General features: G+C 41.4%; 22 protein-coding genes and 1 pseudogene. 13 read left to right on the top strand and 10 right to left on the bottom strand.

The genetic code is table 11. From position 1 onward, the window contains the following. Positions 1-136: 136 nt before the first annotated feature. The 6 genes from JOC94_RS23585 to JOC94_RS17335 all read right to left on the bottom strand — a co-directional run bounded on the left by JOC94_RS23585 (position 137) and on the right by JOC94_RS17335 (position 2,538). The gene (locus JOC94_RS23585) at positions 137-310 is read right to left on the bottom strand and encodes an aspartyl-phosphate phosphatase Spo0E family protein (RefSeq protein WP_083717361.1); all 174 of its coding nucleotides are present in this window, start codon (positions 308-310) and stop codon (positions 137-139) included. Positions 311-868: 558 nt separating this feature from the next. Further along, positions 869-1,027 (bottom strand): hypothetical protein, encoded by a 159-nt coding sequence (locus tag JOC94_RS17355; RefSeq protein WP_171973836.1) that lies wholly within the window; start codon positions 1,025-1,027, stop codon positions 869-871. Beyond that, positions 1,020-1,232 carry a YozQ family protein gene (locus tag JOC94_RS17350; protein ID WP_213089103.1) on the bottom strand — a complete coding sequence of 71 codons (213 nt, stop codon included), beginning with the start codon at positions 1,230-1,232 and terminating at the stop codon, positions 1,020-1,022. The genes JOC94_RS17355 and JOC94_RS17350 overlap by 8 nt, the downstream gene beginning before the upstream one ends. Positions 1,233-1,316: 84 nt before the next feature. Further along, positions 1,317-1,676: a fluoride efflux transporter CrcB gene (gene crcB / locus JOC94_RS17345; RefSeq protein WP_077110314.1), complete on the bottom strand. Its 360-nt coding sequence runs from the start codon at positions 1,674-1,676 to the stop codon at positions 1,317-1,319. Beyond that, positions 1,676-2,059, bottom strand: a complete 384-nt coding sequence (gene crcB / locus JOC94_RS17340; protein WP_077110315.1) for a fluoride efflux transporter CrcB — start codon at positions 2,057-2,059, stop codon at positions 1,676-1,678. Before crcB (JOC94_RS17340) ends, crcB (JOC94_RS17345) begins: the two co-directional genes overlap by 1 nt. Positions 2,060-2,112: 53 nt before the next feature. Then, entirely contained in the window at positions 2,113-2,538 is a 426-nt protein-coding gene (locus JOC94_RS17335; RefSeq protein ID WP_077110316.1) for a DUF2621 domain-containing protein, read from the bottom strand. A 973-nt stretch (positions 2,539-3,511) separates the two neighbouring features. Here JOC94_RS17335 and JOC94_RS17330 point away from each other — a divergent pair. The 10 genes from JOC94_RS17330 (at position 3,512) to JOC94_RS17285 (ending at position 13,895) form a co-directional block, all read left to right on the top strand. Continuing rightward, positions 3,512-4,657 (top strand): exonuclease SbcCD subunit D, encoded by a 1,146-nt coding sequence (locus JOC94_RS17330; RefSeq protein WP_077110318.1) that lies wholly within the window; start codon positions 3,512-3,514, stop codon positions 4,655-4,657. Continuing rightward, on the top strand, positions 4,654-7,785 hold the full coding sequence (locus JOC94_RS17325) for an AAA family ATPase (protein WP_077110319.1): 3,132 nt from the start codon (positions 4,654-4,656) through the stop codon (positions 7,783-7,785). Before JOC94_RS17330 ends, JOC94_RS17325 begins: the two co-directional genes overlap by 4 nt. Before the next feature lie 16 nt (positions 7,786-7,801). Further along, complete coding sequence (locus JOC94_RS17320) at positions 7,802-7,993, top strand: hypothetical protein (protein ID WP_077110320.1); 192 nt, start codon at positions 7,802-7,804, stop codon at positions 7,991-7,993. A gap of 446 nt (positions 7,994-8,439) precedes the next feature. Further along, positions 8,440-9,150: an EcsC family protein gene (locus tag JOC94_RS17315; protein WP_077110321.1), complete on the top strand. Its 711-nt coding sequence runs from the start codon at positions 8,440-8,442 to the stop codon at positions 9,148-9,150. A 299-nt stretch (positions 9,151-9,449) separates the two neighbouring features. After that, complete coding sequence (locus JOC94_RS17310; RefSeq protein ID WP_077110322.1) at positions 9,450-10,400, top strand: ABC transporter permease; 951 nt, start codon at positions 9,450-9,452, stop codon at positions 10,398-10,400. Continuing rightward, positions 10,393-11,346 (top strand): iron chelate uptake ABC transporter family permease subunit, encoded by a 954-nt coding sequence (locus JOC94_RS17305; protein WP_077110323.1) that lies wholly within the window; start codon positions 10,393-10,395, stop codon positions 11,344-11,346. The genes JOC94_RS17310 and JOC94_RS17305 overlap by 8 nt, the downstream gene beginning before the upstream one ends. Next, positions 11,343-12,101, top strand: a complete 759-nt coding sequence (locus tag JOC94_RS17300; RefSeq protein ID WP_077110324.1) for an iron ABC transporter ATP-binding protein — start codon at positions 11,343-11,345, stop codon at positions 12,099-12,101. Before JOC94_RS17305 ends, JOC94_RS17300 begins: the two co-directional genes overlap by 4 nt. Before the next feature lie 19 nt (positions 12,102-12,120). Next, positions 12,121-13,080 (top strand): siderophore ABC transporter substrate-binding protein, encoded by a 960-nt coding sequence (locus tag JOC94_RS17295; RefSeq protein WP_077110325.1) that lies wholly within the window; start codon positions 12,121-12,123, stop codon positions 13,078-13,080. Positions 13,081-13,144: 64 nt separating this feature from the next. Further along, a complete protein-coding gene (locus JOC94_RS17290) occupies positions 13,145-13,330 on the top strand; it encodes an H-type small acid-soluble spore protein (RefSeq protein ID WP_077110326.1) in 186 nt (61 codons plus the stop codon). 337 nt (positions 13,331-13,667) lie between these two features. Next, positions 13,668-13,895, top strand: coding sequence for a hypothetical protein (locus JOC94_RS17285; RefSeq protein WP_077110327.1), 228 nt, complete (start codon positions 13,668-13,670; stop codon positions 13,893-13,895). A 734-nt stretch (positions 13,896-14,629) separates the two neighbouring features. Here JOC94_RS17285 and JOC94_RS17280 read toward each other — a convergent pair. Together JOC94_RS17280 and JOC94_RS17275 are read right to left on the bottom strand one after the other, a co-directional pair. Continuing rightward, complete coding sequence (locus JOC94_RS17280) at positions 14,630-15,907, bottom strand: MFS transporter (protein ID WP_236017141.1); 1,278 nt, start codon at positions 15,905-15,907, stop codon at positions 14,630-14,632. A gap of 41 nt (positions 15,908-15,948) precedes the next feature. Next, positions 15,949-16,422 (bottom strand): hypothetical protein, encoded by a 474-nt coding sequence (locus JOC94_RS17275; protein ID WP_077112109.1) that lies wholly within the window; start codon positions 16,420-16,422, stop codon positions 15,949-15,951. 334 nt (positions 16,423-16,756) lie between these two features. Between JOC94_RS17275 and JOC94_RS17270 the strand changes: the two genes are divergently transcribed. Further along, positions 16,757-19,597: a 2-oxoglutarate dehydrogenase E1 component gene (locus JOC94_RS17270; RefSeq protein WP_077112107.1), complete on the top strand. Its 2,841-nt coding sequence runs from the start codon at positions 16,757-16,759 to the stop codon at positions 19,595-19,597. A gap of 37 nt (positions 19,598-19,634) precedes the next feature. Further along, positions 19,635-20,903 (top strand): 2-oxoglutarate dehydrogenase complex dihydrolipoyllysine-residue succinyltransferase, encoded by a 1,269-nt coding sequence (gene odhB / locus JOC94_RS17265; protein WP_077112105.1) that lies wholly within the window; start codon positions 19,635-19,637, stop codon positions 20,901-20,903. On the opposite strand, the gene JOC94_RS17260 is transcribed toward odhB, so the two are convergent. Continuing rightward, positions 20,857-21,297 (bottom strand): transposase, encoded by a 441-nt coding sequence (locus JOC94_RS17260; protein ID WP_077112103.1) that lies wholly within the window; start codon positions 21,295-21,297, stop codon positions 20,857-20,859. The two genes, odhB and JOC94_RS17260, sit on opposite strands and share 47 nt — an antisense overlap. A 213-nt stretch (positions 21,298-21,510) precedes the next feature. Between JOC94_RS17260 and JOC94_RS17255 the strand changes: the two are divergent. Then, positions 21,511-22,297 (top strand): annotated as a pseudogene (locus JOC94_RS17255) (DUF2935 domain-containing protein). 53 nt (positions 22,298-22,350) lie between these two features. Here JOC94_RS17255 and sda read toward each other — a convergent pair. After that, positions 22,351-22,473, bottom strand: coding sequence for a sporulation histidine kinase inhibitor Sda (gene sda / locus JOC94_RS17250; RefSeq protein WP_077112101.1), 123 nt, complete (start codon positions 22,471-22,473; stop codon positions 22,351-22,353). Between the last annotated feature and the right edge of the window lie 190 nt (positions 22,474-22,663).

Genomic DNA, 22,663 nt, shown 5'->3' with positions numbered 1-22,663 from the left:
CTGCCGATAATTTATTTTATGTAAACTAGATAGCGTGGGGTGAATAAAGGAAAAAGGGGGTGACAGGATTCAACATGAATCAGACGTTCTTTAAACAAATTAAAAAAACAGACGTTCCCGTCTGTTATGTTTTTTGTTAATTAGCCGCCTGCTGTTGTAGTTTCGTGACAGTCATAAGATTATACTGATGGATTAAAAGATCCAGCTCAGTACTGTATTGCAATACAAGTTGGGATGTCAAGTTTGCATGATTTGATACTGCAATTAATTGTTCTCGCTTTTTCTCAATCTCTAAAAGTAAACTCTCCACCTTGTCTCGTCCCTTCTTGTTATTTTCAGTGTATTATATATATTTTTTGTAAATCAAAATTTAAGCATATTATATCAAATATATATCAGTCTTTTCTACTATTTTTGTAAATATAAATTGAAATTTTCAACAAAATCTCTTAAATTTTGATTCTCTCTTGGTCAAATATCAGGATAAATGATGTACAAATAGGACTATGGCCGCAAAATCTCGCATATGGGCATTTGGCACGGTCAGAAAAGATGGCCCCGATCTTCTAAATTGACAAATCGGAGCCATTTTTTACTGATACATATTCTTCTTTGTCTAGGTTTGGTGAAGCAACGGTTGTACAAAAGAGTTGAAATTTCCCCAAAGTTCATCATGATGTAGGGAGACAGACTTCTGTTCATTCCTTCCGTTTGTCACTGCCGGCAAGCGCGGTTGTATATACTTGGGTCTTTCATTTTCGTCAAGCACGCTCTTAGCGTTATGATTTTTGCTAACGTAAAACAAAAAGGTGGTATCTGTTGATTCTCCCTATTCAACTCTTTCCATCTTTTTAAGCCCGGCTGGCACTTACAAATCCGTTCTTTTTCCAGGCTCGTCCTTTCCTCCGGTGTCATTGCCTGTACTGGCAGTATATCCGACACGGTAGGCAGACTTTTTACTGCGGCGAAGTGCTTTTGGCATCTGATATTGTTTTATGTCATTCTTATATTGCTGTTTGTCAGTCATGCTTTTTTCTCCTGTCCTGTTGTTGAATATCGGCAAGTGCTATGTTTTCCCCGTTCTCATTCTCAATAACACCTTCTATGACACCTTCTGTATATACATCACTTACTTGCTCATGTGTAATGGCAAGACCTTTTGATAAAATGTCTTTTCCATGTTCATCTTCCTTCTTGTATTGCCTGCCAGATAACTTTAAAGAATCGCTCAATGATATGCCCTCCTACTTATCACTATTTGTATGTATTATTTGTGAGGTTGGCCAATTACATTCAAGAAAAGTTTACCTGTACAGTTAGGAAGAAAAAAACGCTCCCAGTGCATATCCTCCAAATGCCAGCACAATGCCGCCAATATAGCTGACAGCCATATAAAAAAAGGCGGTGCGCCATTTCTTTTGATCAAGCAATGAAACGATCTCCACTTTCAGGGTGGAGAAAGTTGTAAACGAACCCAAAATGCCGGTTCCAACCAGAAGGGCAATTGTCGAGTTCAACACAGCACCTGAAAAGAATCCAAGCAGGAAAGAACCGATTACATTCACAAGCAGGGTGGAAAGGGGAAAGTCGTTGATCGGTTTCACTTTGTTTGCCAGACAAAACCTCGCTGTAGCTCCGATACATCCACCTATTGCAATAAGCCATATGAGCTTCATTAGACAGTGTCCTTTCGAGAACTATTTTTTCCCAACAACAACCCAAAGAAAGCCATGAAGAGGCCGATGACACTACTTAATACAACATATAACAAGGCAGTCAGTGGCGAGGTGTCAATAAGTTGGACAGTTTCCAAGCTCAAAGCCGAAAAAGTGGTAAAGGAACCGATGAATCCGGTTCCGAGTCCTGAAACGATATAGGAGGGAAGTTTTTTCCCGTATTGCCACCCAGTCAAAAAACCCAATATCAAGGCACCCGTCACATTGACAATGAACGTTCCATAAGGAAACCCGCCATGCCATAATTCGATCGTGTAAAGACCAATTAAATACCGGAGGACACTTCCTGCCATTCCGCCGATTCCGACTGCGATATAGTTCAAATGTTTCACCTGCTTTTATATGAAGGAAAGGCTCCCGATCACGTTTGGAAGCCTCAAAAAAAATGTTCATATGGCGTAATGTCTATGTTTAATTCATTCATTTTTTTACGAAGAAATTTATGGTCGCGCTTTGGCGTTGCCAAAATATAGCCTTTTATAATGATATCCAAATTTAACCGTTTGACATTCTCTTTTAGGGCCACCTCACCTATTTTACCAGCGATTTTGTGGCGGGCGACGTCCCGGAACAATTCAGGCACAGGACTCACGAGTTCATCCAGGAGTGCTTTTTGTTCTTCTGTCCATAATGACTTTGTCTTTTCCACATAATATTCTTCCCAATCCATATCCGATTTCCCGTCTTCTTTTGGCAGGCGCTTTAAAAATTTGCGGAACATAAAAAATCCTCCAATGGCAAAGAGCGCAATTAAAACGACTACCCAAAAAAGGATAAATACTAAAAACCAACCTTCAAGCATTTCTTAACCCCCTGAAAAAACTTGCCTAAACTATATTCATTATAGCCAATTAAAAAAGAAGGTGACAAGCGCTTGCATTGTTGAATGTGAAGGAATAGTGATAATCTGTCCTTTCGACTTTGGTTTTCAGGTGTCTTTTTTCATCCGTCGTCAGTATATAAGCCGTAAACTTTTTTGAAATGTTCCAGGCTAAAACCAATTTTTAATCACGGGGTGGATTACATGATAGGCGGAGCAAAAAGTGCGAGACGTTCACAAACAGCTGCGGTGATTCCGGTACTGGTGAGTTATATGGTATAAGACCGTGATTGGTTTTTTTGTGAAACATGGGCTGTTAGTGATGGAATGAACCGAGCACTGCGATATTAGACAGTTCATGATGAAAAGGGGAGAGGAAACAAGATGTTTCTGATGGCGAAAAAGCGGGCAGGCTCGTTCTCACATTCCGAATGAGCCGGTCGGAAAATGACAATGGACATAAGGAGCAAAGCCAGTGTTTTCTGGATAGCGAGGGCATTTACGAAAAGGAACCTTCTCGTTAAACAAATCAATACCTTGAAGACTGAGCTGGTTACAGTAGTTCTGCCATTTAGCAGTGAAGTTGGATTTCCGGCACTCGTGTTCTTCTATCTTGCTGTACACTGCCGTGTTGCTACTGCTAGCGCGGTTGTATATGCTTGGGTCTTTCATTCCGTCAAGCACGCTTTTAGCGTTATGACTTTTTGCTCGCGTTAACAAAATTGTGGTGTCTGTAGATTCCACAAAGTTTCATTTTCGGGGGTGTTTTTATGGCTAAATATAATGAGGAATTTAAAATAAAGCTTGTCACCAAGTATTTTTGCTGTTGTCGATTCGATGACAAAACTTCCCGATCAGATGGCTTTATTCTGATGAAATCTCATTCTTTCAGAACCGGCGAGTGGACGATTTGCTATAATAATAGATAATCAAAAATAGGAAACAAGGTGATCAGGTGAAAATCATTCATACAGCTGATTGGCATTTGGGGAAGCTCGTACATGGGGTATATATGACGGAACAGCAGCGGATCGTGTTAGATCAATTTATCAACCTTGTGGCCGCGGAAAAACCGGATGCGGTCATTATATCAGGTGATTTATATGATCGCTCTGTACCCCCGGTAGAAGCAGTGAAACTGCTGGAAGAGGTTTTATTCAAGATAAATGTTGAACTTAACACTCCAGTATTGGCGATAGCAGGCAATCACGACAGTCCCGATCGGCTGGCTTTCGGCTCTTCCTGGTATCGGCATAGTCAATTTTACATACAGGGGCGCCTTGATCATTGCTTTCAGCCAGTCGATATAAACGGCGTCCATTTTTATCTCGTTCCTTATGCTGAACCGGGCATTGTCCGGGACCTGTTTCAAGATGATAGCATTCAATCATTTCAAGATGCCGCCATGCGCATTTCCGGAGAAATAGAGAAAAATATGGATCAGGAATCCATTGCTATTTGCGTCGGCCATGCTTTCGTGACAGGAGGCAAAACAACTGACTCAGAACGGATATTATCTGTCGGAGGTTCCGGTTGTGTAGATGTGGATTGCTTTAGCCCTTTTACATATACGGCACTGGGGCACTTGCATAGTCCCGACGCCATTAAACATGAATCAATCCGCTATTCGGGTTCGCTATTGAAGTATTCTTTTTCAGAGGTAAACCAGAGAAAAAGTGTTTCTATTATACAATTACGGTCGAACGGGGAGTTTTCTATTGAAGAGAAAACACTGACGCCTGAAAAGGACATGCGCGAGCTAACCGGATTTATAGACGAATTGCTAGACCCAAGCTTTTACAATTCCCAAAAGACAGATGATTATTTAAAAATTACGCTGTTGGATGAAGGAGCGATCCTGGATCCCATGAATAAGTTGCGGTCGGTTTACCCAAATGTGTTGCATTTGGAGAGAAACATTGAGGTGGTTGATATGAAAAGGCAACATTTGTCGAGCCAGCAGCCACATGAAAAGAAAACAAACTTGGAGCTTTTTTCGGAGTTTTACAGTGAAATGACAACGAGAGAGTTCACAGAGCAGAAAAGAGAACGAATGGAGAAAGTATTGGAAAGTGTGCTAAAGGAGGAAATATATGCATGAGGCCACTAAAGTTAATGATGCAGGCGTTCGGACCGTATGCAGATACGGAGATCATCGATTTTTCCCAATTGGAAAGCAGGACAATGTTTGTCATTTCCGGGAAAACCGGTGCGGGAAAAACGTCCATTTTTGACGGAATCAGCTTTGCCATTTACGGAAAAGCAAGCGGTGAAGACCGGGACGGAATGGATCTTCGCAGCCATTTTGCCAAGGATCATGTGCCAACGGAAGTTGCTCTTGAATTTTCTCTCAGAAATCAAACGTACTATATTTGGCGCTCTCCCCAGCAACTAAAAAAGAAAACGAGGGGTGACGGGTATACCGTTATAAACGCCAGGGCAGAACTGTACATATTTGATGAATCAGGATCAAAAAAGCTCTTGGCCGCCAATGTTCGTGATACCGAAGAAAAAATAAAGGAAATTATTCAACTGGACGCCAATCAATTCAGGAAAATATTGATGATCCCGCAAGGAGATTTTCGCAAGTTCTTAACTTCCAACAGCAAGGAAAAGGAAGTCATTCTTCAACGATTGTTTCATACAGAAATGTATAAAAAGGTTGAAGAAAGTCTAAAAGATAAAGCAAATGACTTGAAAAACGAAGTACTATCCGGAATAGAGTTAAGAAGCCAAACGATCAAAGGCGCTTATACATACGGGAATGAAGAATTGGAGACGGCCATTTCCGAAAAGATACCTAATAAAAACACGGTTCTCCCTTTGTTGGATCAAGTAACAAAACAAATGGAAGAAGAAACATTAAGCCTTGCTCAAAAAATAGAACAGAAACAACGTGAAAGAGATGAAGCAAAAAGAAAAGTACACGAAGCTGAAAACTTGCTTAAGGAAATCGCAGCTTTTCAAACACTAACAAGGAAAAAAGCAGAACTGGACCACATCCAGCCAGTGATAGAAGCCAAAAAAAAGGAAATAAAAATGGCGCATAAAGCCAACAACCTGGAGCATCAAGAAGCCATATGCCGTCGCCTCCATCAAGACTTAAAAGAGCGTGAAAACAAATTAAAACAATTGGAAGCAAACATGGAAGCCACTAAAAAGCAAAAATCCGAAGCTAAAAAGCGGCTTGAAAAAGAAGAAGAAAACGAGGAAAGGCGAGAGTGGATAAAAGTCGAACTGGCCCGATTGAATGCCATTCAAGAAGACGTATATTCTTATGAAAAACAAAAAAATCACCTTCTCCTCTTGGAAAATCAGGTAAAAGATACCCGTGCACAAATAGACAATCATAAAAAAACGAATCAGTCATTGGAAAAAGAGATTGCTTTTTTACAGAAGGAAATGCAAGAATTTGGCCGGCTTCAAACTGAAACGGTTCAATTGGAACTGGAACAAGTCCGTTTGAAAAACACGTACGAAACATTGTGTGAATTGATGAGGGCCAGGCAAGAAAAAAATGATTTGCAGCGGCATTTTCAGCTGAAATCCTCTGAATGGAAGATAGCTAGCAAAAAATTGGATGACGCACGAACGACATTAGAACATGTTGAAAAGCAATGGCAGTCCGGACAGGCCGCTTTGTTGGCAAAGCATCTTGTTGATGGGCGCCCCTGTCCGGTTTGCGGTTCTCCCGAACATCCACACCCGGCACAAATGTTAGGCAGCATGCATAACGAGGATGATATTCGTGCCGCTAAAAGCGACGTTCAAACCCTCGAGAAAGAATACCAAGAATTGGAAAGAAGCAAGATTGAGCTTAAGACGTCGATTCATTTATCGGAACAAAGCATAGAAAAACTTACGGAAGAAGTGAAAAGGCTATTTCCGAACTTTGAGCAAGACCGTATGGATAGCGAGCTCAAGAGAGTAAAGGAAAGGCTGGAAGAGATGGCAAAAGTGATTGCCAAACATAAGGCAGCCATTAGCAAACTTCCCGCAACCGAAGGGCAGTTCAAAGAAAAAGAAGCTGCATGCCGAAAGCTTCATGAAGAATTGGAAAGCTTGATGGATCGGGAGCGGAAGGAAGCAAACGAGCTTGCGGAGCTGTCAGCCCATATGCGCGCACTCACTAAAAACATTCCGGAAGAATTATCGACAATAGAAAAGTTTAACGAAAAGGTGGCGCTTCTCAAGAGAGAATTGAACGCCATGGAATTGGCCCGGAAAAAAGCCGACGAAGATTTCCGCCATTTCGACCAACAGCTTGCGGCGCTATCGGGAGTCCTTAAAAACTTGCAGGAAACGATCAATGAGCAAAAAGAAAAGCTGCATGTGGAGCGCGAAGCGTTTTTAAAACAACTTGAACATGAAGGCTTTTCCAGCTATCGCCACTATGAACAGGCAAAAAGAGAGCCTGACATGGTAGAGAAGCTGGAAAAAGAAATACAAACTTATGGTGAAGATGTCCGATCGGTAACAGATCGATTAAAAGAATATGAACATCGCCTAAAAGACGTTAAAAAGCCCGATTTAAAACAGTTTGAAGAAGAGTGCCGGGAACTGGAGCGGACTCTTGAAGGAATGAATGAGCGGCAAACCGGCTTAGTTATGAACATAAAGAAAAATAAAGAGATCAAAACAGCCATTCTGCAAATGGATGCGCATATCAAGTCACTGGAGGACGAATATGAGTTGATCGGTCATCTGGCTGATATTGCGAGAGGACAAAATGCGTACAAACTAACGTTTGAACGATATGTTTTGGCTTCCTTCCTTGATGAAATTTTAGTGTCGGCCAATAATCGCCTGACGAAAATGACAAGCGGACGTTATCGGCTTTTAAGAAAAAAAGACAAATCGAAAGGCAACATTCAAAGCGGTTTGGAATTGCTCATATTTGATGAATATACCGGACAGGAACGCCATGTCAAAACATTATCGGGCGGCGAGAGTTTTAAAGCGGCATTGTCACTTGCTCTGGGGATGGCTGACATCGTTCAGCGGCATGCCGGAGGTGTATCACTCGAAACGATGTTTATTGATGAAGGTTTCGGGACGCTTGATTCTGAATCGCTAGACCAAGCGATAGAAGCATTAATGGATATCCAAAGCAGCGGCAGGCTGGTCGGCATCATTTCCCATGTTCCGGAATTAAAAGAAAGAATTGACGCCCGTTTGGAAGTATTGGCAGGACAAAGTGGCAGCAGCACCGAATTTGTTTTTTCGTAAAGGGTGGTGAGGTGGTTTGGAAAAGACTTTTTTTATCGCAACATTGACATTTAATTGGTTTATAGCCATCAGTTTGGCTGTCTTTTCTTTTTTCGCGTTTAAGTTGGGTTATCCGCTGATTGGCATATGTTTAGTGTTGATTTTTATTGGGTCTTGCATCGTAAATGTGAAATTCGCAAAAAAATGGAGAGAAAAAGACAAAGAATAAATGGGGGAAGATCGCTTTGGCGATCTTTTTTTAGGCTTAGTGTTTGTGAGTTCCAAAGTTAACGAGTAGTGAGCATGTGATCCTAAACACAAAGTTGCCATTTCCGGAAATGTTTCGAAAAAACACTCGCGCGGAGGTGGCACCAGACAAAAAACTTGGCGGCATGTCATCGCATGTTCGGATACATCGCCGTTTTAGCAATTTGCCAATCCACGCTCATGACAAGACAAGAAAGTTGACAGCGGTCGGACTTTCGAACATGTGGTCTTTTTAGACGCAAGGGACATGAGCTCGAGGAAATAAAACAAGAAAACGCTTTTACGATATGATGGAAGACGGCTTGAAGTTTGTAAAAGATATTGCGCTATATTTGATCCAATTACAATGAAACTAAATGACTTCTCAATACGTATAAAATAAGCAAATAAAGTTTTAGGGTGGGAATCATGAACGAATATGAGAAAAAAGTATATGAAGACGTTCAAGCATGGAAAAGGAACATGTACAAAAAATCGAGCCTTTTACAGCGTTTATCGAAGCAAGCGCAAACAAAGATGAATGATTTGATTCCTGAAAAAGCCCACCAGGTGATTTCAGAAAGTATCAAAAATATGGTGAAAGCAACGATTTTTGGATCAGATATATTGACAACATCAAAACCAAAAGATCAGTTAAGCCTTTTTCAACGGGATCAACTGCTGGAAGAAAAGCTGTCAATTTACCGTAAAACGGCAGTTGCTGAAGGAGCGGGAACTGGCGCAGGGGGAATCTTGCTCGGTTTGGCCGATTTTCCTTTGCTGCTCTCTATTGAAATGAAGTTTTTGTTTGAAGCGGCCCATATTTACGGTTTTGATACGAAGGAATATAGTGAACGGCTGTTTATTTTGCATATATTTCAACTTGCTTTCTCAAGTGACGAAACCAGAAGAGAAACAATGAATACGATTGAGAATTGGGAAGAGGAAAAAGAAAGGCTCGTTGATATGGATTGGCGTAAACTGCAACAAGAATACCGAGATTATATAGACCTGGTTAAAATGTTGCAGCTCATTCCCGGATTGGGTGCGGCTTTTGGGGCATATGCGAATTACCAACTGCTCGACCGCTTGGGTGAGACAGCCGGAAATTGTTATCGCTTGCGATTATTGTCACAGTGAGAATGATCATGCGACCAAGAGATTCTCAGAAAAATTGAACACGAAAGGAATGGCGGTTGTCTGACGGCTCGCCATTTGAATGAACGAAAGGTGTTTTCTTCAGGGGGAACGCCTTATTTGTGTTTGCGCGGCTTTGATTGTGATGCAATTCATTATTGGTGACACAGCCCTGATTAATTGAGAAAAATTTTCAATTAGTGATTGACACCCATTTTTGCAGTGCTATAATGAGTATGACACCAATTGATAATGATTATCACTTTCGGTGAAAACAGATAGAAAATGTTGGTGGGTGGTCCGTGAGAATAACATATTTCGTTTTAATCCTTCTTTTTTTATGTGCTCTTTCTTTGTTTATAGGAGTCAGCGATATTACTCCTTTAGATTTACTCGATTTTTCATCAGAAGAAACAGAAGTATTTCTGGTCAGCCGGCTTCCGCGGCTTATATCCATCATTTTAGCAGGAGCGGGTATGAGCATTTGTGGGCTGATCATGCAGCAATTAAGCCGAAACAAATTTGTTTCGCCTACAACAGCCGGAACTTTGGATGCAACAAGACTGGGGATCCTTGTCTCCATGCTTTTGTTCTCCAACGCTGCAATGCTCGTAAAAATGTCAGTGGCATTTGCATTTGCGCTTGCGGGTTCGTTTTTGTTTATGAATATCCTCAATCGCATTAAATTTAAAGACGCTATTTTTATTCCGCTCGTCGGACTCATGTTTGGAAATATATTATCGTCCATAACAACGTTTTTTGCCTATAAGGCCGATGTGATCCAAAACATGTCAGCATGGCTGCAGGGTGACTTTTCAATGATCATGAAAGGCCGATATGAGCTGCTGTACATAAGCATACCCATTATATTGTTAGCTTACTTCTTCGCCCATCGATTCACGGTTGCCGGAATGGGAGAAGATTTTGCGAAAAATCTTGGACTTTCCTATAAGCAAACCGTCAATATCGGCTTGATACTCGTTTCACTTGTAACGGCAACAGTCGTATTAACGGTAGGGATGATTCCTTTTTTAGGTTTGATTATACCAAACATCATATCTATCTTTATGGGCGACCATATGAAAAAAACCTTGCCTTACACGGCATTGCTCGGAGCCATATTTCTTTTGGCATGTGATGTTTTGGGCCGCGTTTTAATTTACCCATATGAAATTTCCATTAGTTTAATGGTGGGCATTATAGGCAGCGGTATTTTCTTATATTTGCTTTTTCGGAGGAAGGCATATGCGTAGTAATATCATTAAAATGAGCAGCCTTTTCCTCATCGCCGTTGGTTTATGCTTCCTATACTTGTTTCACGATTTGAATGGAAGTTATGATTACGCGTTGCCGCGTCGGGCTATTAAGCTGTTGGCAATGGTTTTGACAGGTGCGGCCGTTTCATATTCTACGGTTGTTTTTCAAACAGTAACAAACAACCGCATATTGACACCGAGCATTATCGGTCTTGATTCTTTGTACCTGTTGATACAAACTGTTTTTATTTTTTTTCTGGGCTCGGAACACATCACTGTAGTGAACAAACAAGTGAATTTTCTTTTGTCAATCGGGGTCATGATTGTTTTTGCCTTGTTGTTGTACCGGCTGTTATTTAAAAAAGGGCAGCAATCAATCTATTTTTTACTCCTGGTCGGTATTATTATAGGGACATTTTTTCAAAGTATCAGTACATTTTTGCAAGTACTGATTGATCCCAACGAATTTCTTATGGTTCAAGACCGGATGTTTGCAAGTTTTAATAATGTAAATGGCGATCTTGTCTGGCTCGCGTTCTTTATCATTTGTATCGTTTTTGCCATTGGCTGGCGTTCCGTTGGTTTCTTGGACGTGATGTTGCTGGGTCGTGATATCGCGGTGAACCTTGGCATAGCTTACGAAAAAATCGCCAGAAATATGCTTGTCATAACAGCTATTTTGATTGCCGTTTCTACGGCGTTAGTGGGTCCGATCACATTTTTCGGACTGATCGTGGCAAATTTGTCCTATCAATTTTTTTCAACCTATAAGCACAGGGTCCATATTACCGGAGCCGTCTTTATGAGCATCATCGCGCTTGTGGGAGGACAATGGGCTGTTGAGCGCATCTTCACTTTTTCCACTACGCTGAGTGTCATCATTAACTTTGTCGGAGGAGCATATTTTCTTTATTTATTATTAAAGGAGAGTCGATCACCATGATTATGGTACGGGGATTATCGAAATTATATGGAAAAGCGAAAGTGGTAGAAGATGTAACAGTAGACATTCACCGTGGCCAAATCACATCTTTTATCGGTCCAAACGGGGCTGGAAAGTCGACATTGTTATCGATGGTGAGCAGGTTATTAGAGGCGGATACGGGAGAAGTGTTATTGGACAAGAGAGATATGAAGAAGCTTTCATCAGATGAAATATCGAAAAAAGTTTCGATTCTGAAACAGTCCAATTTTTTACATGTAAAACTAACCATTCGTGAGCTTGTGTCTTTTGGCAGATTTCCTTATTCGAAAGGACGCTTGACGGCAGAGGATGAAATCAAGGTAGATGAAGCCTTAACTTATATGGATTTATTAACCATGCAAGATACCTATTTAGATGAACTATCGGGGGGCCAGCGGCAACGGGCATTCATTGCCATGGTGATCGCGCAGGACACAGATTATATTTTACTGGATGAACCGTTGAATAACCTTGACATGAAACATTCGGTGCAAATTATGAAAATGTTAAGGAGACTTGTCGATGAACTCGGAAAGACGGTTGTCATCGTTCTTCATGATATTAACTTTGCCTCCGTCTATTCGGACCGGATTGTTGCCATGAAAAATGGCAAAGTCGTAAAAGATGGTCCAACGAAGGAAATCATACAGTCCGATTCACTAAGAGAAATATATGACATGGATATACCAATTAAAAATGTAAATAATTGCAGAATTTGCGTTTATTATTCTTGATAAAGAGGAGATGAATACAATGAAGAAATGGTTATTTTTCATGATGGCCGGCTTGCTGGCATTTACATTAAGTGCTTGCGGAGCAAGCAATGAATCATCTGGTTCAAAAGGTGAAGAGAAGAAGGAACCTGATAAAAAAGAAGAAACGATTACAATCGAGCATGAGTATGGCGAAGCGAAAGTCAACAAAAATCCTGAGAACGTTGTAGTTTTTGATTTTGGCATTTTGGATACACTGGATAAGCTTGGCATAAAGGTGGCAGGTCTTCCTCAAGCAACGGTCCCTGCGTATTTGGATAAATATTCCGGTAAGGACTATAAAAATCTGGGGAGCCTGAAAGAACCTGATTTTGAAGCAATTGACTCGTTAAAACCTGATGTGATCTTTATTTCCGGGCGCCAGGCTGATTTGTATGACCAATTTGCCGAAATTGCCCCGACCGTTTATGTCGGTTTCGATTATGGCAACTATATGGATTCCTTCAAAAAGAATATGGAAACAGTCGGCAAGATTTTTGATAAAGAAACAGAAGTTCAAGCCGAAATAGAGGATATTGAAAAGCAAATTACAGCCATCAATGAAAAAGCAACTTCAATGGATCAAAAAGCCCTTGTGGTATTAGCAAACGAAGGGAAAGTAAGTGCTTATGGCCCAAGTTCAAGATTTGGATTGATTCATGATGTGCTCGGTTTTAAACCGGCGGATGAAAAAATTGAGGCATCCACGCACGGTCAAGGAATTTCATTTGAATATATTTTGGAGAAAAATCCTGACATTTTATTCGTCATTGACCGCAATGCGGCGCTTGAAGAGGATGCAACTCCTGCAAAAGAGACGGTTGAAAACGACCTTGTTAAAAAGACCAATGCTTTTAAAAATGAAAAGATCATTTATTTAGATGCCGATTATTGGTATCTTTCCGGCGGGGGTTTACAATCCATGGAAGAAATGATCGGAGAGGTTGAGAAAGCTTTCTAATCTTGGTCTGAATAAAATTCTCATCTGTATCCAAAGATAGTAGAAAAGGATCGGAGTGAGACTATTGGATGCAAAGCGCGTGAGGCAAATCCTATCTTCTCCCGCTGATATTGAAGTGACATACAATGGCACATCCGTATGGATTGATCAATTGCATCATGATGAAACAACCGCCACTGTGCATTTACGGGGGGCGGGTTCCACGAAAGAACCAACGACCGTGGAAATTTCACAGTTAACCGAAGAATAAGGGGGGCTAAAAGCCTCCTCATATCAATCAGTCGGAAAGAAAACAAATCGTTTTCTCCCGGCTGATTTTCCATTTGGCGGACCTCCCCTGGAGGATGCCCGCCACTTTTGGAAGGTTGGCGATCAGTAAAAACCTGCCCTTGAAAATGGACAAGACGCCCTGGCGCTCAATAATGTAGCGGTGTGATTGTTCACGATGTTTTTTCTTCCGTCATCAACGTTGTGATGAATTGTTGGATGAAAAAGAGCATATATTAGCTCATTAACATTTTCCTTTGATTTATAAACTTACCATAATATGTTAATCTAATAGCAAAACTTTAAAAGGGATGTGCAAAATGTCCAAAGGAAAAATAGCTGGAGAAGAAGCTGAAAATCTATACGATGATATCCTAAAGACGATAAATCATTTAAGCGAGAAAGAGGCAAAATCTTTTTTAAAGCTTATTTATGCAAAGTTAGACATTGTCAAGTATGGTAATGGTAAATACAGTAGCAAAGAGTGCGTAAATGAGCTGTTCGAAAAGTTTGAAGATTTAAATGAGTTACGTAAAAAAAAGAAATAATAAATTTGAAACGGCTGGGACATAAGCAAATACGAAATAGAAAAACCGAACAATTCATTTATAATTGTTCGGTTTATTTGTATTAAAAAATCCCTACCATCGCTACGTCAACATATTTCGCTTACCACAGGTCTCTTCAGCTTCCTCGGAAAGCAAAGGTCGCTTTCCTGCGGTATCTTCAGCTTGAGCTATTCCCGCAGGAGTCTGCCTATTTTGACTACGCTAAAAGCCTGCGTATGATACACTGGGACAATTGATCCCGCATGTAAGGTGCCGTAGACTCCCACTTCAAAATCTTGAGTGAATACAAAAGGTCTAAGTGGGAGAAACGGCCCCTAAATGCCCGATTGGTTCAACTAACAATCAGTAGGAGATGGAAGATAACTCCTACTGAATGAAGTTTCACTTTATCCGGCATGTAAGGTGCCGTAAGACTCCCACTTCAAAGTCTTGAGTGAATACAAAAAGTCCAAGTGTGAGCAAACGGCCCCTAAATGCCCGATTGGTTCAACTAACAATCAGTAGGAGATGGAAGATAACTCCTACTGAATGAAGTTTCACTTTATTGTTCGTTTTTTCATCAGCTGATTTAGTTGTGTCCAGCCGTTTCATTATATATAGCTTTTGTTGTTCTATCAGCAACCGCTTTTCATACCTTGATTAACCCCAAATGATACACAACGCATAATCATACTGAATAGCATCAAGCAAGAGAAGTAAAAATACAGAAAATCTCACTTTAGTGCCGGTTTCACATCCGCTGTTTTTTCCTTTTTCCCTTCCGGGTTAATTCCTTTTAACGCTAAAAGTGCCGCAATAATGGAAAGGCCCGCCAACACAAATAAAACGCTCTGGTTATTGTACTTCATAAGAAGGGCCACTGCGGGAGGACCGGCAGCAACTCCGATAAATCTCATGGAACTAAAGATAGATGTAATTGTTCCCCGCATATCTTTCTCGATAGTTTGCGTAAGAAGGGCATCCAAACATGGAAGTGCCGACCCAATCCCAATACCGCAAAATACAAAAACGGAGATGGAGTAAAGAAACTGATCTGAAAGCATTTGGGCGATGACGGCGGCTCCTGCCAAAACGATCCCGAAAAAGGAAATCCACTTCATTTTTGGCAAGCTGTCTTTCATGATTTTTCCAGTAATAAAAGAAGCGATGCAAAGCGCTGCCAGCGGAATGGCAAGTAAAAAACCTTTTTTCAAACCGTCATAGTGGTAATCTTCCTCAAGAATTGATGATAAGTAAAACAAGAAACCGAATAAAACAAACATTAAAATGGCGCCGATTAAAAAAACAGCAATCAGCCAGTGCCGATGTTCCGCAAAAATACTTTTCGTATGATGAATAAATCTGCCAAATGAGAGCTCATGCTTGTCCCCTTTAGGCTTTTTGACCAAAAATAAAATAAGAAGCAAAGAGATAAGGGAAAAAAGCGGGATTGAAAAAAAGGGGAGAAACCAAACCAAGCCTGCCAATAACGATCCGAGAATCGGGCTCAATACTTTTCCGAAAGTGTTTGAAGTTTCAATTACGCCCAATGTGGCACTGACATCTTTATCCCGTTTAAACATGTCTCCCACCAGTGGCAGGACAATCGGAAAAGCACCGGCTGCCCCGATTCCCTGCATTACCCTGCCTGCGAGCATTAAAAGGAATGGATTTTCCATTTTCCAGGCAGCCCATCCGGAAATGAGCCCGCCGATCCCTGTCATGACGAGCGAGGGGATGATCACAACTTTCCTCCCAAACTTGTCGGATAAAAATCCCGCAATCGGAATGAAAAAGATGGCAACAATTGAATAAACCGTAATCAGGTAACTGGATTGCAATTTGGAAATGTCCAGTTTCTTTTCCATTAAGGGTAACAAGGGAATTAACATGGAATTTCCCAGGGTCATGATAAGCGGAATGGATGCAATGGAAACAATAGCCCATTTTTTGTCTGCTGTTGCATTGTTTGTATGAGTTTTTTCCATGGCTCTTCCTTTCAGATCAATCATTACCATTACTGTTTCTCGTTTTTTGTTTTTTACCCGGTCTTTTAAAATTTTTCGGACACATCCACTTCCGTCAACTGCATATCATCCATTTTGGGGATCTTAATTTCAAGAATGAGATCCTTAACCAAAGCCGTAGCACCTTTCCTTTTTACAAGGCTGGGCAAGATGATGGTATGGCGCTTACCTGGTTCGGGCATATTTTCAATAATCGCTTGATTGGACGTATGGAATATTTTTAACTGTTTATGAGTTTCTTCATCCGGCAATTGAATTCTTATAAAAATATGATCAAATGTCTCAAAAACATCTACATGAAATTTTTGTTGTTCCTTTTCTTGCGCCTGGGAGCTGTTCGCTGTTTGGAAGTTGAATGGAACGTTTGAATTTTCCATGTGAGGAGGGACATATTTTTTGATCATTTCCGATACATAAGATTGAATATCTGCTGGGTTCATTTTGTCGGCAATATTCTTCATTTCGTCGTTATTAAATGGAAACATGCTCCATGGAAACATCCGCCTCCCTCCCTTGAAACAACTCGATACATTATATGCTTATGTAAAAGTTGCGCAACAAGGGAGAAAAAAAGCGTATTTATTTGAATTTTTTTTAAAGAGTAGTAAGATGGTATATGGATTTTAGAGATATTAATGAAAGAAGGATCGTGAGCAAAATTCGATAAAATATGATGATATTTTACCTTAAGATGCCCAGTTAAATAAAAATTTGTCAAAATGATGTCATTACGCTTTTACTCGTTTCATTTGAGTGATAAAATGGATGTGCATTTATCTAAGCTTCATAAAAAGAGATGAAAATCAGAGGTTTAAATGGTGGAGGTTTAAACAAATGAGTAACGAAGCATCTTTCCAAGATTCGCCCTGGCAGGAGTTTTCGGGGCATAACCTTGGGTATGTAATGGAATTGTACGAAAAGTATTTGGAAGACCCAAGCAGTGTTGATCCTGAGATGAAAGAAGTGTTCGACAAGTGGGGCGCACCGTCGACAGCCAATGCCGCAACAACGGTCGGCCAGGCTGATGTTTCATTCCAGATGCCTGCCATCCACAACCAGTTGAGCAAGATCGTTGCAGCCGTCAAGTATGCGGATAACATACGTACATATGGGCACCTGATTGCGGATATTAACCCGATCCGGCGGAAGGAAAAAAACACAAGAAAGCTCGAGTTGTCTGAATATAATTTGACCGAAGCTGACTTGAAGCAAATACCGGCATCATTCATTTCTCCCAATGCTCCATCAAGTTTAAAGGACGGCTATGAAGCGATTGAACATTTAAAAGAGGTATATACAAAAAAATTGGCGTTTGAATACCACCATGTTCATGAGCTTGACGAAAGAAACTGGCTTCAACAAAAGATAGAAGAAGGCGTTTTCTATCCGAAATTAACGAAAGAGCGAAAAAAAGCCTTGTTAACCCGCTTGTCGGAAGTCGAAGGGTTTGAAAAATTTATTCACCGCACTTTTGTGGGGCAAAAACGATTTTCAATAGAAGGCCTTGAAGCTCTGGTGCCGTTAATGGATAAAATCATTAGTTTGAACGTGGAAAAGGGTACGCGAACGATCAATATCGGAATGGCCCATAGAGGACGGCTTAACGTGTTGGCACATGTCCTTGAAAAGCCTTACGAATTAATTTTTTCCGAGTTCCAACATGCGCCTAATAAAGAGTTAATTCCATCCGAAGGTTCCATCGGAATTACTTACGGATGGACAGGCGACGTCAAATACCATCTTGGTGCGGACAGAAAGCTGAAGCGTGGGAACACCGCAACAACGAGAATTACTTTAGCCAACAATCCGAGCCATCTTGAAGTAGTCAATCCGGTCGTCGACGGCTTTACACGGGCAGCGCAGGAGAATCGCAATGTCCCTGGATATCCTGAACAAGATATGGATAATTGCCTTGCCATTGTTGTGCATGGGGACGCTGCTTTTCCTGGCGAGGGAATTGTGCAGGAAACGCTGAATATGGGCCGTTTGCGAGGGTATAACACCGGAGGCTCCATTCATATTATTGCAAACAATATGATTGGGTTTACAACCGAAAGCCGAGACTCGCGTTCGACTTTATACGCCTCTGATGTTGCGAAAGGTTTTGAAGTGCCAATCGTGCACGTCAATGCCGATGATCCGGAAGCGGTTCTGGCGGCAGCAACGCTCGCCCATGAATATAGACAAAACTTCCATAAAGACTTTATTATTGATTTAATCGGTTACCGCCGCTTTGGGCATAACGAAATGGATGAGCCCATGGTGACAAACCCAATCATGTATAACATGATTAAAAACCATAAAACAATCAAAGAACAGTATGCGGAACAATTGCTTGAAGAAGGCCACGTAACGAAGGAAGAAATCAAGCAAATTGATGAAAAAATTCAAGAGTCGTTACAAAAAGCTTACGACAAAGTTCCTAAAACAAAAGACAATCCGGACATCGTCATGAATCCTCCGGAGTATATCAATAAACTGCCAAAGGTACAAACGGCCGTAAATGAAAAGATTCTTTCCAATATAAATGATGAATTATTAAAGTGGCCGGATAACTTTCATGTATTCGGCAGATTAAAACGGATATTGCAGCGCAGGGAAAACGTTTTTAAAGAAAAAGGGAAAATAGATTGGGCCCATGCTGAGGCACTTGCTTTTGGATCTATTTTGAAAGATGGGACCCCTATCCGTTTAACGGGGCAAGATTCCCAGCGTGGAACATTTGCGCAGCGCAATCTTGTTTTACACGACGTAAAAACGGGTGAAGAATACATCCCGATGCATCATTTAAGTGATGTAAATTCATCTTTCGTCGTTTATAACAGTCCTTTGACCGAAGCGGCAGTAGTCGGGTTTGAATACGGCTACAACGTTTTCGCACCAGAAACGCTTGTGTTGTGGGAAGCCCAGTTCGGAGACTTTGCCAATATGGCCCAAGTTTATTTTGACCAATTTATTTCTTCGGGCCGTGCCAAATGGGGGCAAAAATCAGGACTCGTCATGCTGTTGCCACATGGTTATGAAGGCCAGGGGCCGGAGCATTCGAGCGGAAGAGTGGAAAGGTTCCTGCAAAGTGCTGCAGAAAATAACTGGATCGTAGCCAATCTATCGACGGCGGCACAATATTTTCACATCTTACGAAGACAGGCAGCCATACTGAAAAAAGATGAAGTGAAACCGCTTGTTCTAATGACACCTAAAAGCTTGCTGCGTCATCCGCTTGCGGCCGCAGACGTTGAAGAATTGACCAATGGCGAATTCAGGTCGATAATTGAACAAAAAGGTCTGGGAGAGAAGGCTGAAACGGTTGAACGGATCATCCTTTGCAGCGGAAAGGTATCCATTGATTTGGAAGAGAGCCTAAAAGATGCAGACAATACAGATTGGATCCATATTTTAAGGGTAGAAGAACTGTATCCATTCCCGAAAAAAGAAATAACCAACATTATTTCGCGTTATCCAAACGTTAAAGAGTTGGTATGGGTTCAGGAAGAACCTAAAAATATGGGGGGCTGGAGTCATGCAGTGTCCTACCTTTGGGATATAGCCCCTGAAGGTGTGGATGTCAAGTATATTGGGCGCCGCAAGCGTTCAAGCCCGTCAGAGGGTGACCCGACTGTTCACAGGCAGGAACAAAGCCGCATTATTAATGAAGCATTGACAAAAAACAACTAAGCTGAATTTACCCGTAAAGTTAGAGGAGGATTTCAAAGTGGCCGAAATTAAAGTACCAGAGTTGGCAGAATCGATTATGGAAGGAACTATCGCCCAATGGTTAAAAAAACCCGGAGACTATGTGGAAAAGGGCGAGTATATTGTTGAATTGGAAACAGACAAAGTAAACGTTGAGATCATATCCGAAGAAGCAGGAGTCGTTAAAGAGCTAAAAGCGGAAGAGGGAGAGACGGTTCAGGTCGGCGATGTGATAGCAATCGTGGAAGCCGGAGCATCCGCAGGGGCAAGTGAACCTGCTCCGGCTCCGGCAAAAGAGGAAGCCCCTCAGCCTGCCCAAACAGAACAGCCAAAAGGGCAAGCCCAAGAAGAAAAACAAGAAGAGCAGGCTCAAACTGCAACAGATCGTCCGGTTGCTTCCCCTGCGGCACGCAAATTGGCAAGGGAAAAAGGAATTGACTTGTCGGCTGTTCCGACTGTCGATCCGCTGGGCAGGGTTCGTAAGCAAGACGTAGAATCCTATTCCAACCAGCCTGCTCAACCACAAGCAGCGCCAACTCCGGCTGCTGCTCCAAAACAAGAACCACCACAATCGCAGGAATTTGGAAAGCCGGTGGAAAGAGTCCGCTTGTCTCGCCGCCGTCAAACGATTGCAAAGCGGCTTGTTGAAGTACAGCAAACAGCAGCTATGCTCACGACTTTCAATGAAATTGATATGACTGCTGTCATGGAGCTTCGCAAAAAGAAAAAGGATAAATTTTTCGAAGAGCACGATGTACGCCTTGGCTTTATGTCGTTCTTTACTAAAGCCGTTGTCGCTGCATTGAAAAAATATCCGGCAGTTAATTCAGAGCTTGATGGCAACGAGCTAGTCTTGAAAAAGTACTATGATATCGGAGTCGCTGTTTCCACTGACGAGGGCCTTGTCGTTCCGGTTATTCGCGACTGTGACCGGAAAAACTTTGCCGAAATTGAAGCAGATATTCTTTCTGTTGCCTTGAGAGCACGCGACAACAAACTCTCCTTAAGCGACTTGCAAGGGGGAACTTTTACGATTACGAATGGCGGAGTGTTTGGATCCTTGTTATCAACGCCAATCTTAAATGGCAATCAAGTTGGGATTCTGGGGATGCACACCATTCAAACCCGCCCGGTAGCAATTGATGCAGAGCGCATGGAAAATCGTCCGATGATGTATGTTGCCCTTTCATATGATCATCGTGTCATTGATGGAAAAGAGGCTGTTGGATTCCTCGTCACGGTCAAAAAACTTCTTGAGAATCCGGAAGACCTCCTGCTAGAAGGATAAGATGTTTATACCTGAGGCTGGGGCATAAGTAAATAAAAAATAGCAAAAAGGGACTGTCCAAAAAGCCCCTAAAATAAATCAGGCGGAGGAAAACGGTTTGTTTTCTTTCGCCTGATTTTGTATTTTTCGGGTCTCCCCCTGAAAGCAGCTGGCGAATGCCCGCCACATTCAGGAAGTTATGGGCCAGGGCCACAATCCCGAATGCCACGTGGACCTTTTTGAGTCCCCGCAGGGAGAATCGGCGGAACGACCGATTGCCCTTGATGTGACCGAACACACTTTCTATCTCGTTCTTCCGCCGGGAGTAGATTTCTGCGATCTCTTCACATTCAAGGGCTGTCTTGGCCTTTGCCTTCATCTCTTCATAGATCATATTTAATGTTTGTTTGGTCACTTACATTTTACTAGATGGGACGATTTTTTGTATATATGTTTTGATAAAAGGAGAAGTGAAAAGGAAAAGGCTGTCACAGAGAAAATCGATTTTCACCGACTTTTTGGACAGTCCCTTTATTTATGTTAAAAAATCCCTATCATCGCTACGTCGAAAATATTCGCTTTCCGCAGGTCTCTTCAGCTTCCTCGGAAGCAAAGGTCCCTTAATGCGTTGAAATTTGAACATGAATTTTGGCTACAAGTCCTGGGAGATCATTCAACGTTTATCCTTGATTCTTTAAGCCCTGAAGAAAATCGGGCGATCGGTGAAGCAAAGCGGTTCAAAAAGGTATTTGATGAGCTTCTTTTTGAAGCACGCCAACTTGAAAGCACCGGACCGTTCTATGACTTAACATTGCGTTCAGAAGGCAGTGTCAGGGAATTGAAGAAGTTTAAGCTCTCGCTGCTTGAAAAACAACTCGCCAAAAAAGTGAAGATCCAGCTTTCTCCTACATTTATTAACCATACCATCAATGAATTGGAAGAATATGAACGCATTTTAAGTTACTTTAAGAAAAATGAATCCCCTCCAATCCTCCACGAGCTACATCATCATTTGCTATGGCTGCAAGTGCGTATGGACATGCGGAAGCCATTTATGTCAACTTGGATGCCATAGTGAAGAAGCTGAAAGAAAAAAGCCATTTATTTACAGTCCACTTTGAGCAGTTTTATTTAAAAGCTGTTGAATTCACAGGGTATTTTATTTACGTACGAAGAAGTATGATTTTCCGGCTTTAGACCGGATGAACGATGAAAGTAAACTGGAGATCCAGGCTTTTCAAAAGTTTTTAAATGAATTGCTCGAACTGAATATTTCAGCACAAGTACTCGGTACTTTTCCGGCATTGATGGCTGACCATATGTTTCGGGAAGAATGCTATTATTTGACGAAACTGGCTGAATCTACAAAAGAACAATGCCCGGAATGTGATCCAACAAAGCCGCGAATCAAATAAAGCGTGCTTGATCGCACGCTTTATTTCTAAAAAAATAATAAATGATTTGTTTATTAGGGATTTAAACCACGTTTCCTTATTTCCATTTTCAATAGTCGAATCCATTCTGTACCATGATTATTCTTCTTCGCGTCTCGGTAGGCTGCTACAAGCTGTTCGTTGCTTAAAATTTTCATGCAGGCAAAAACCTCCTCGTGAAAGTTGAATAATTCTTGTTCTTCACCTACCATTATACCTTTTTTCTGGTGAAAAGGTAAGGGTTTTCATTGTTTTTATGGTTCTATGTCAAATGTTGGGGTGAAGTGAGATGGAATCTCACCTACCCAACATGACTTCCAATTTTTTTATACTTATGTAAAAGAAGTA

Source organism: Siminovitchia thermophila (genome assembly GCF_016909185.1).
Classification (GTDB): Bacteria; Bacillota; Bacilli; order Bacillales; family Bacillaceae_C; genus Siminovitchia; species Siminovitchia thermophila.
The sequence above is the reverse complement of the archived record's forward strand: the minus strand, read 5'-3'. Positions and strand labels throughout refer to the sequence as shown.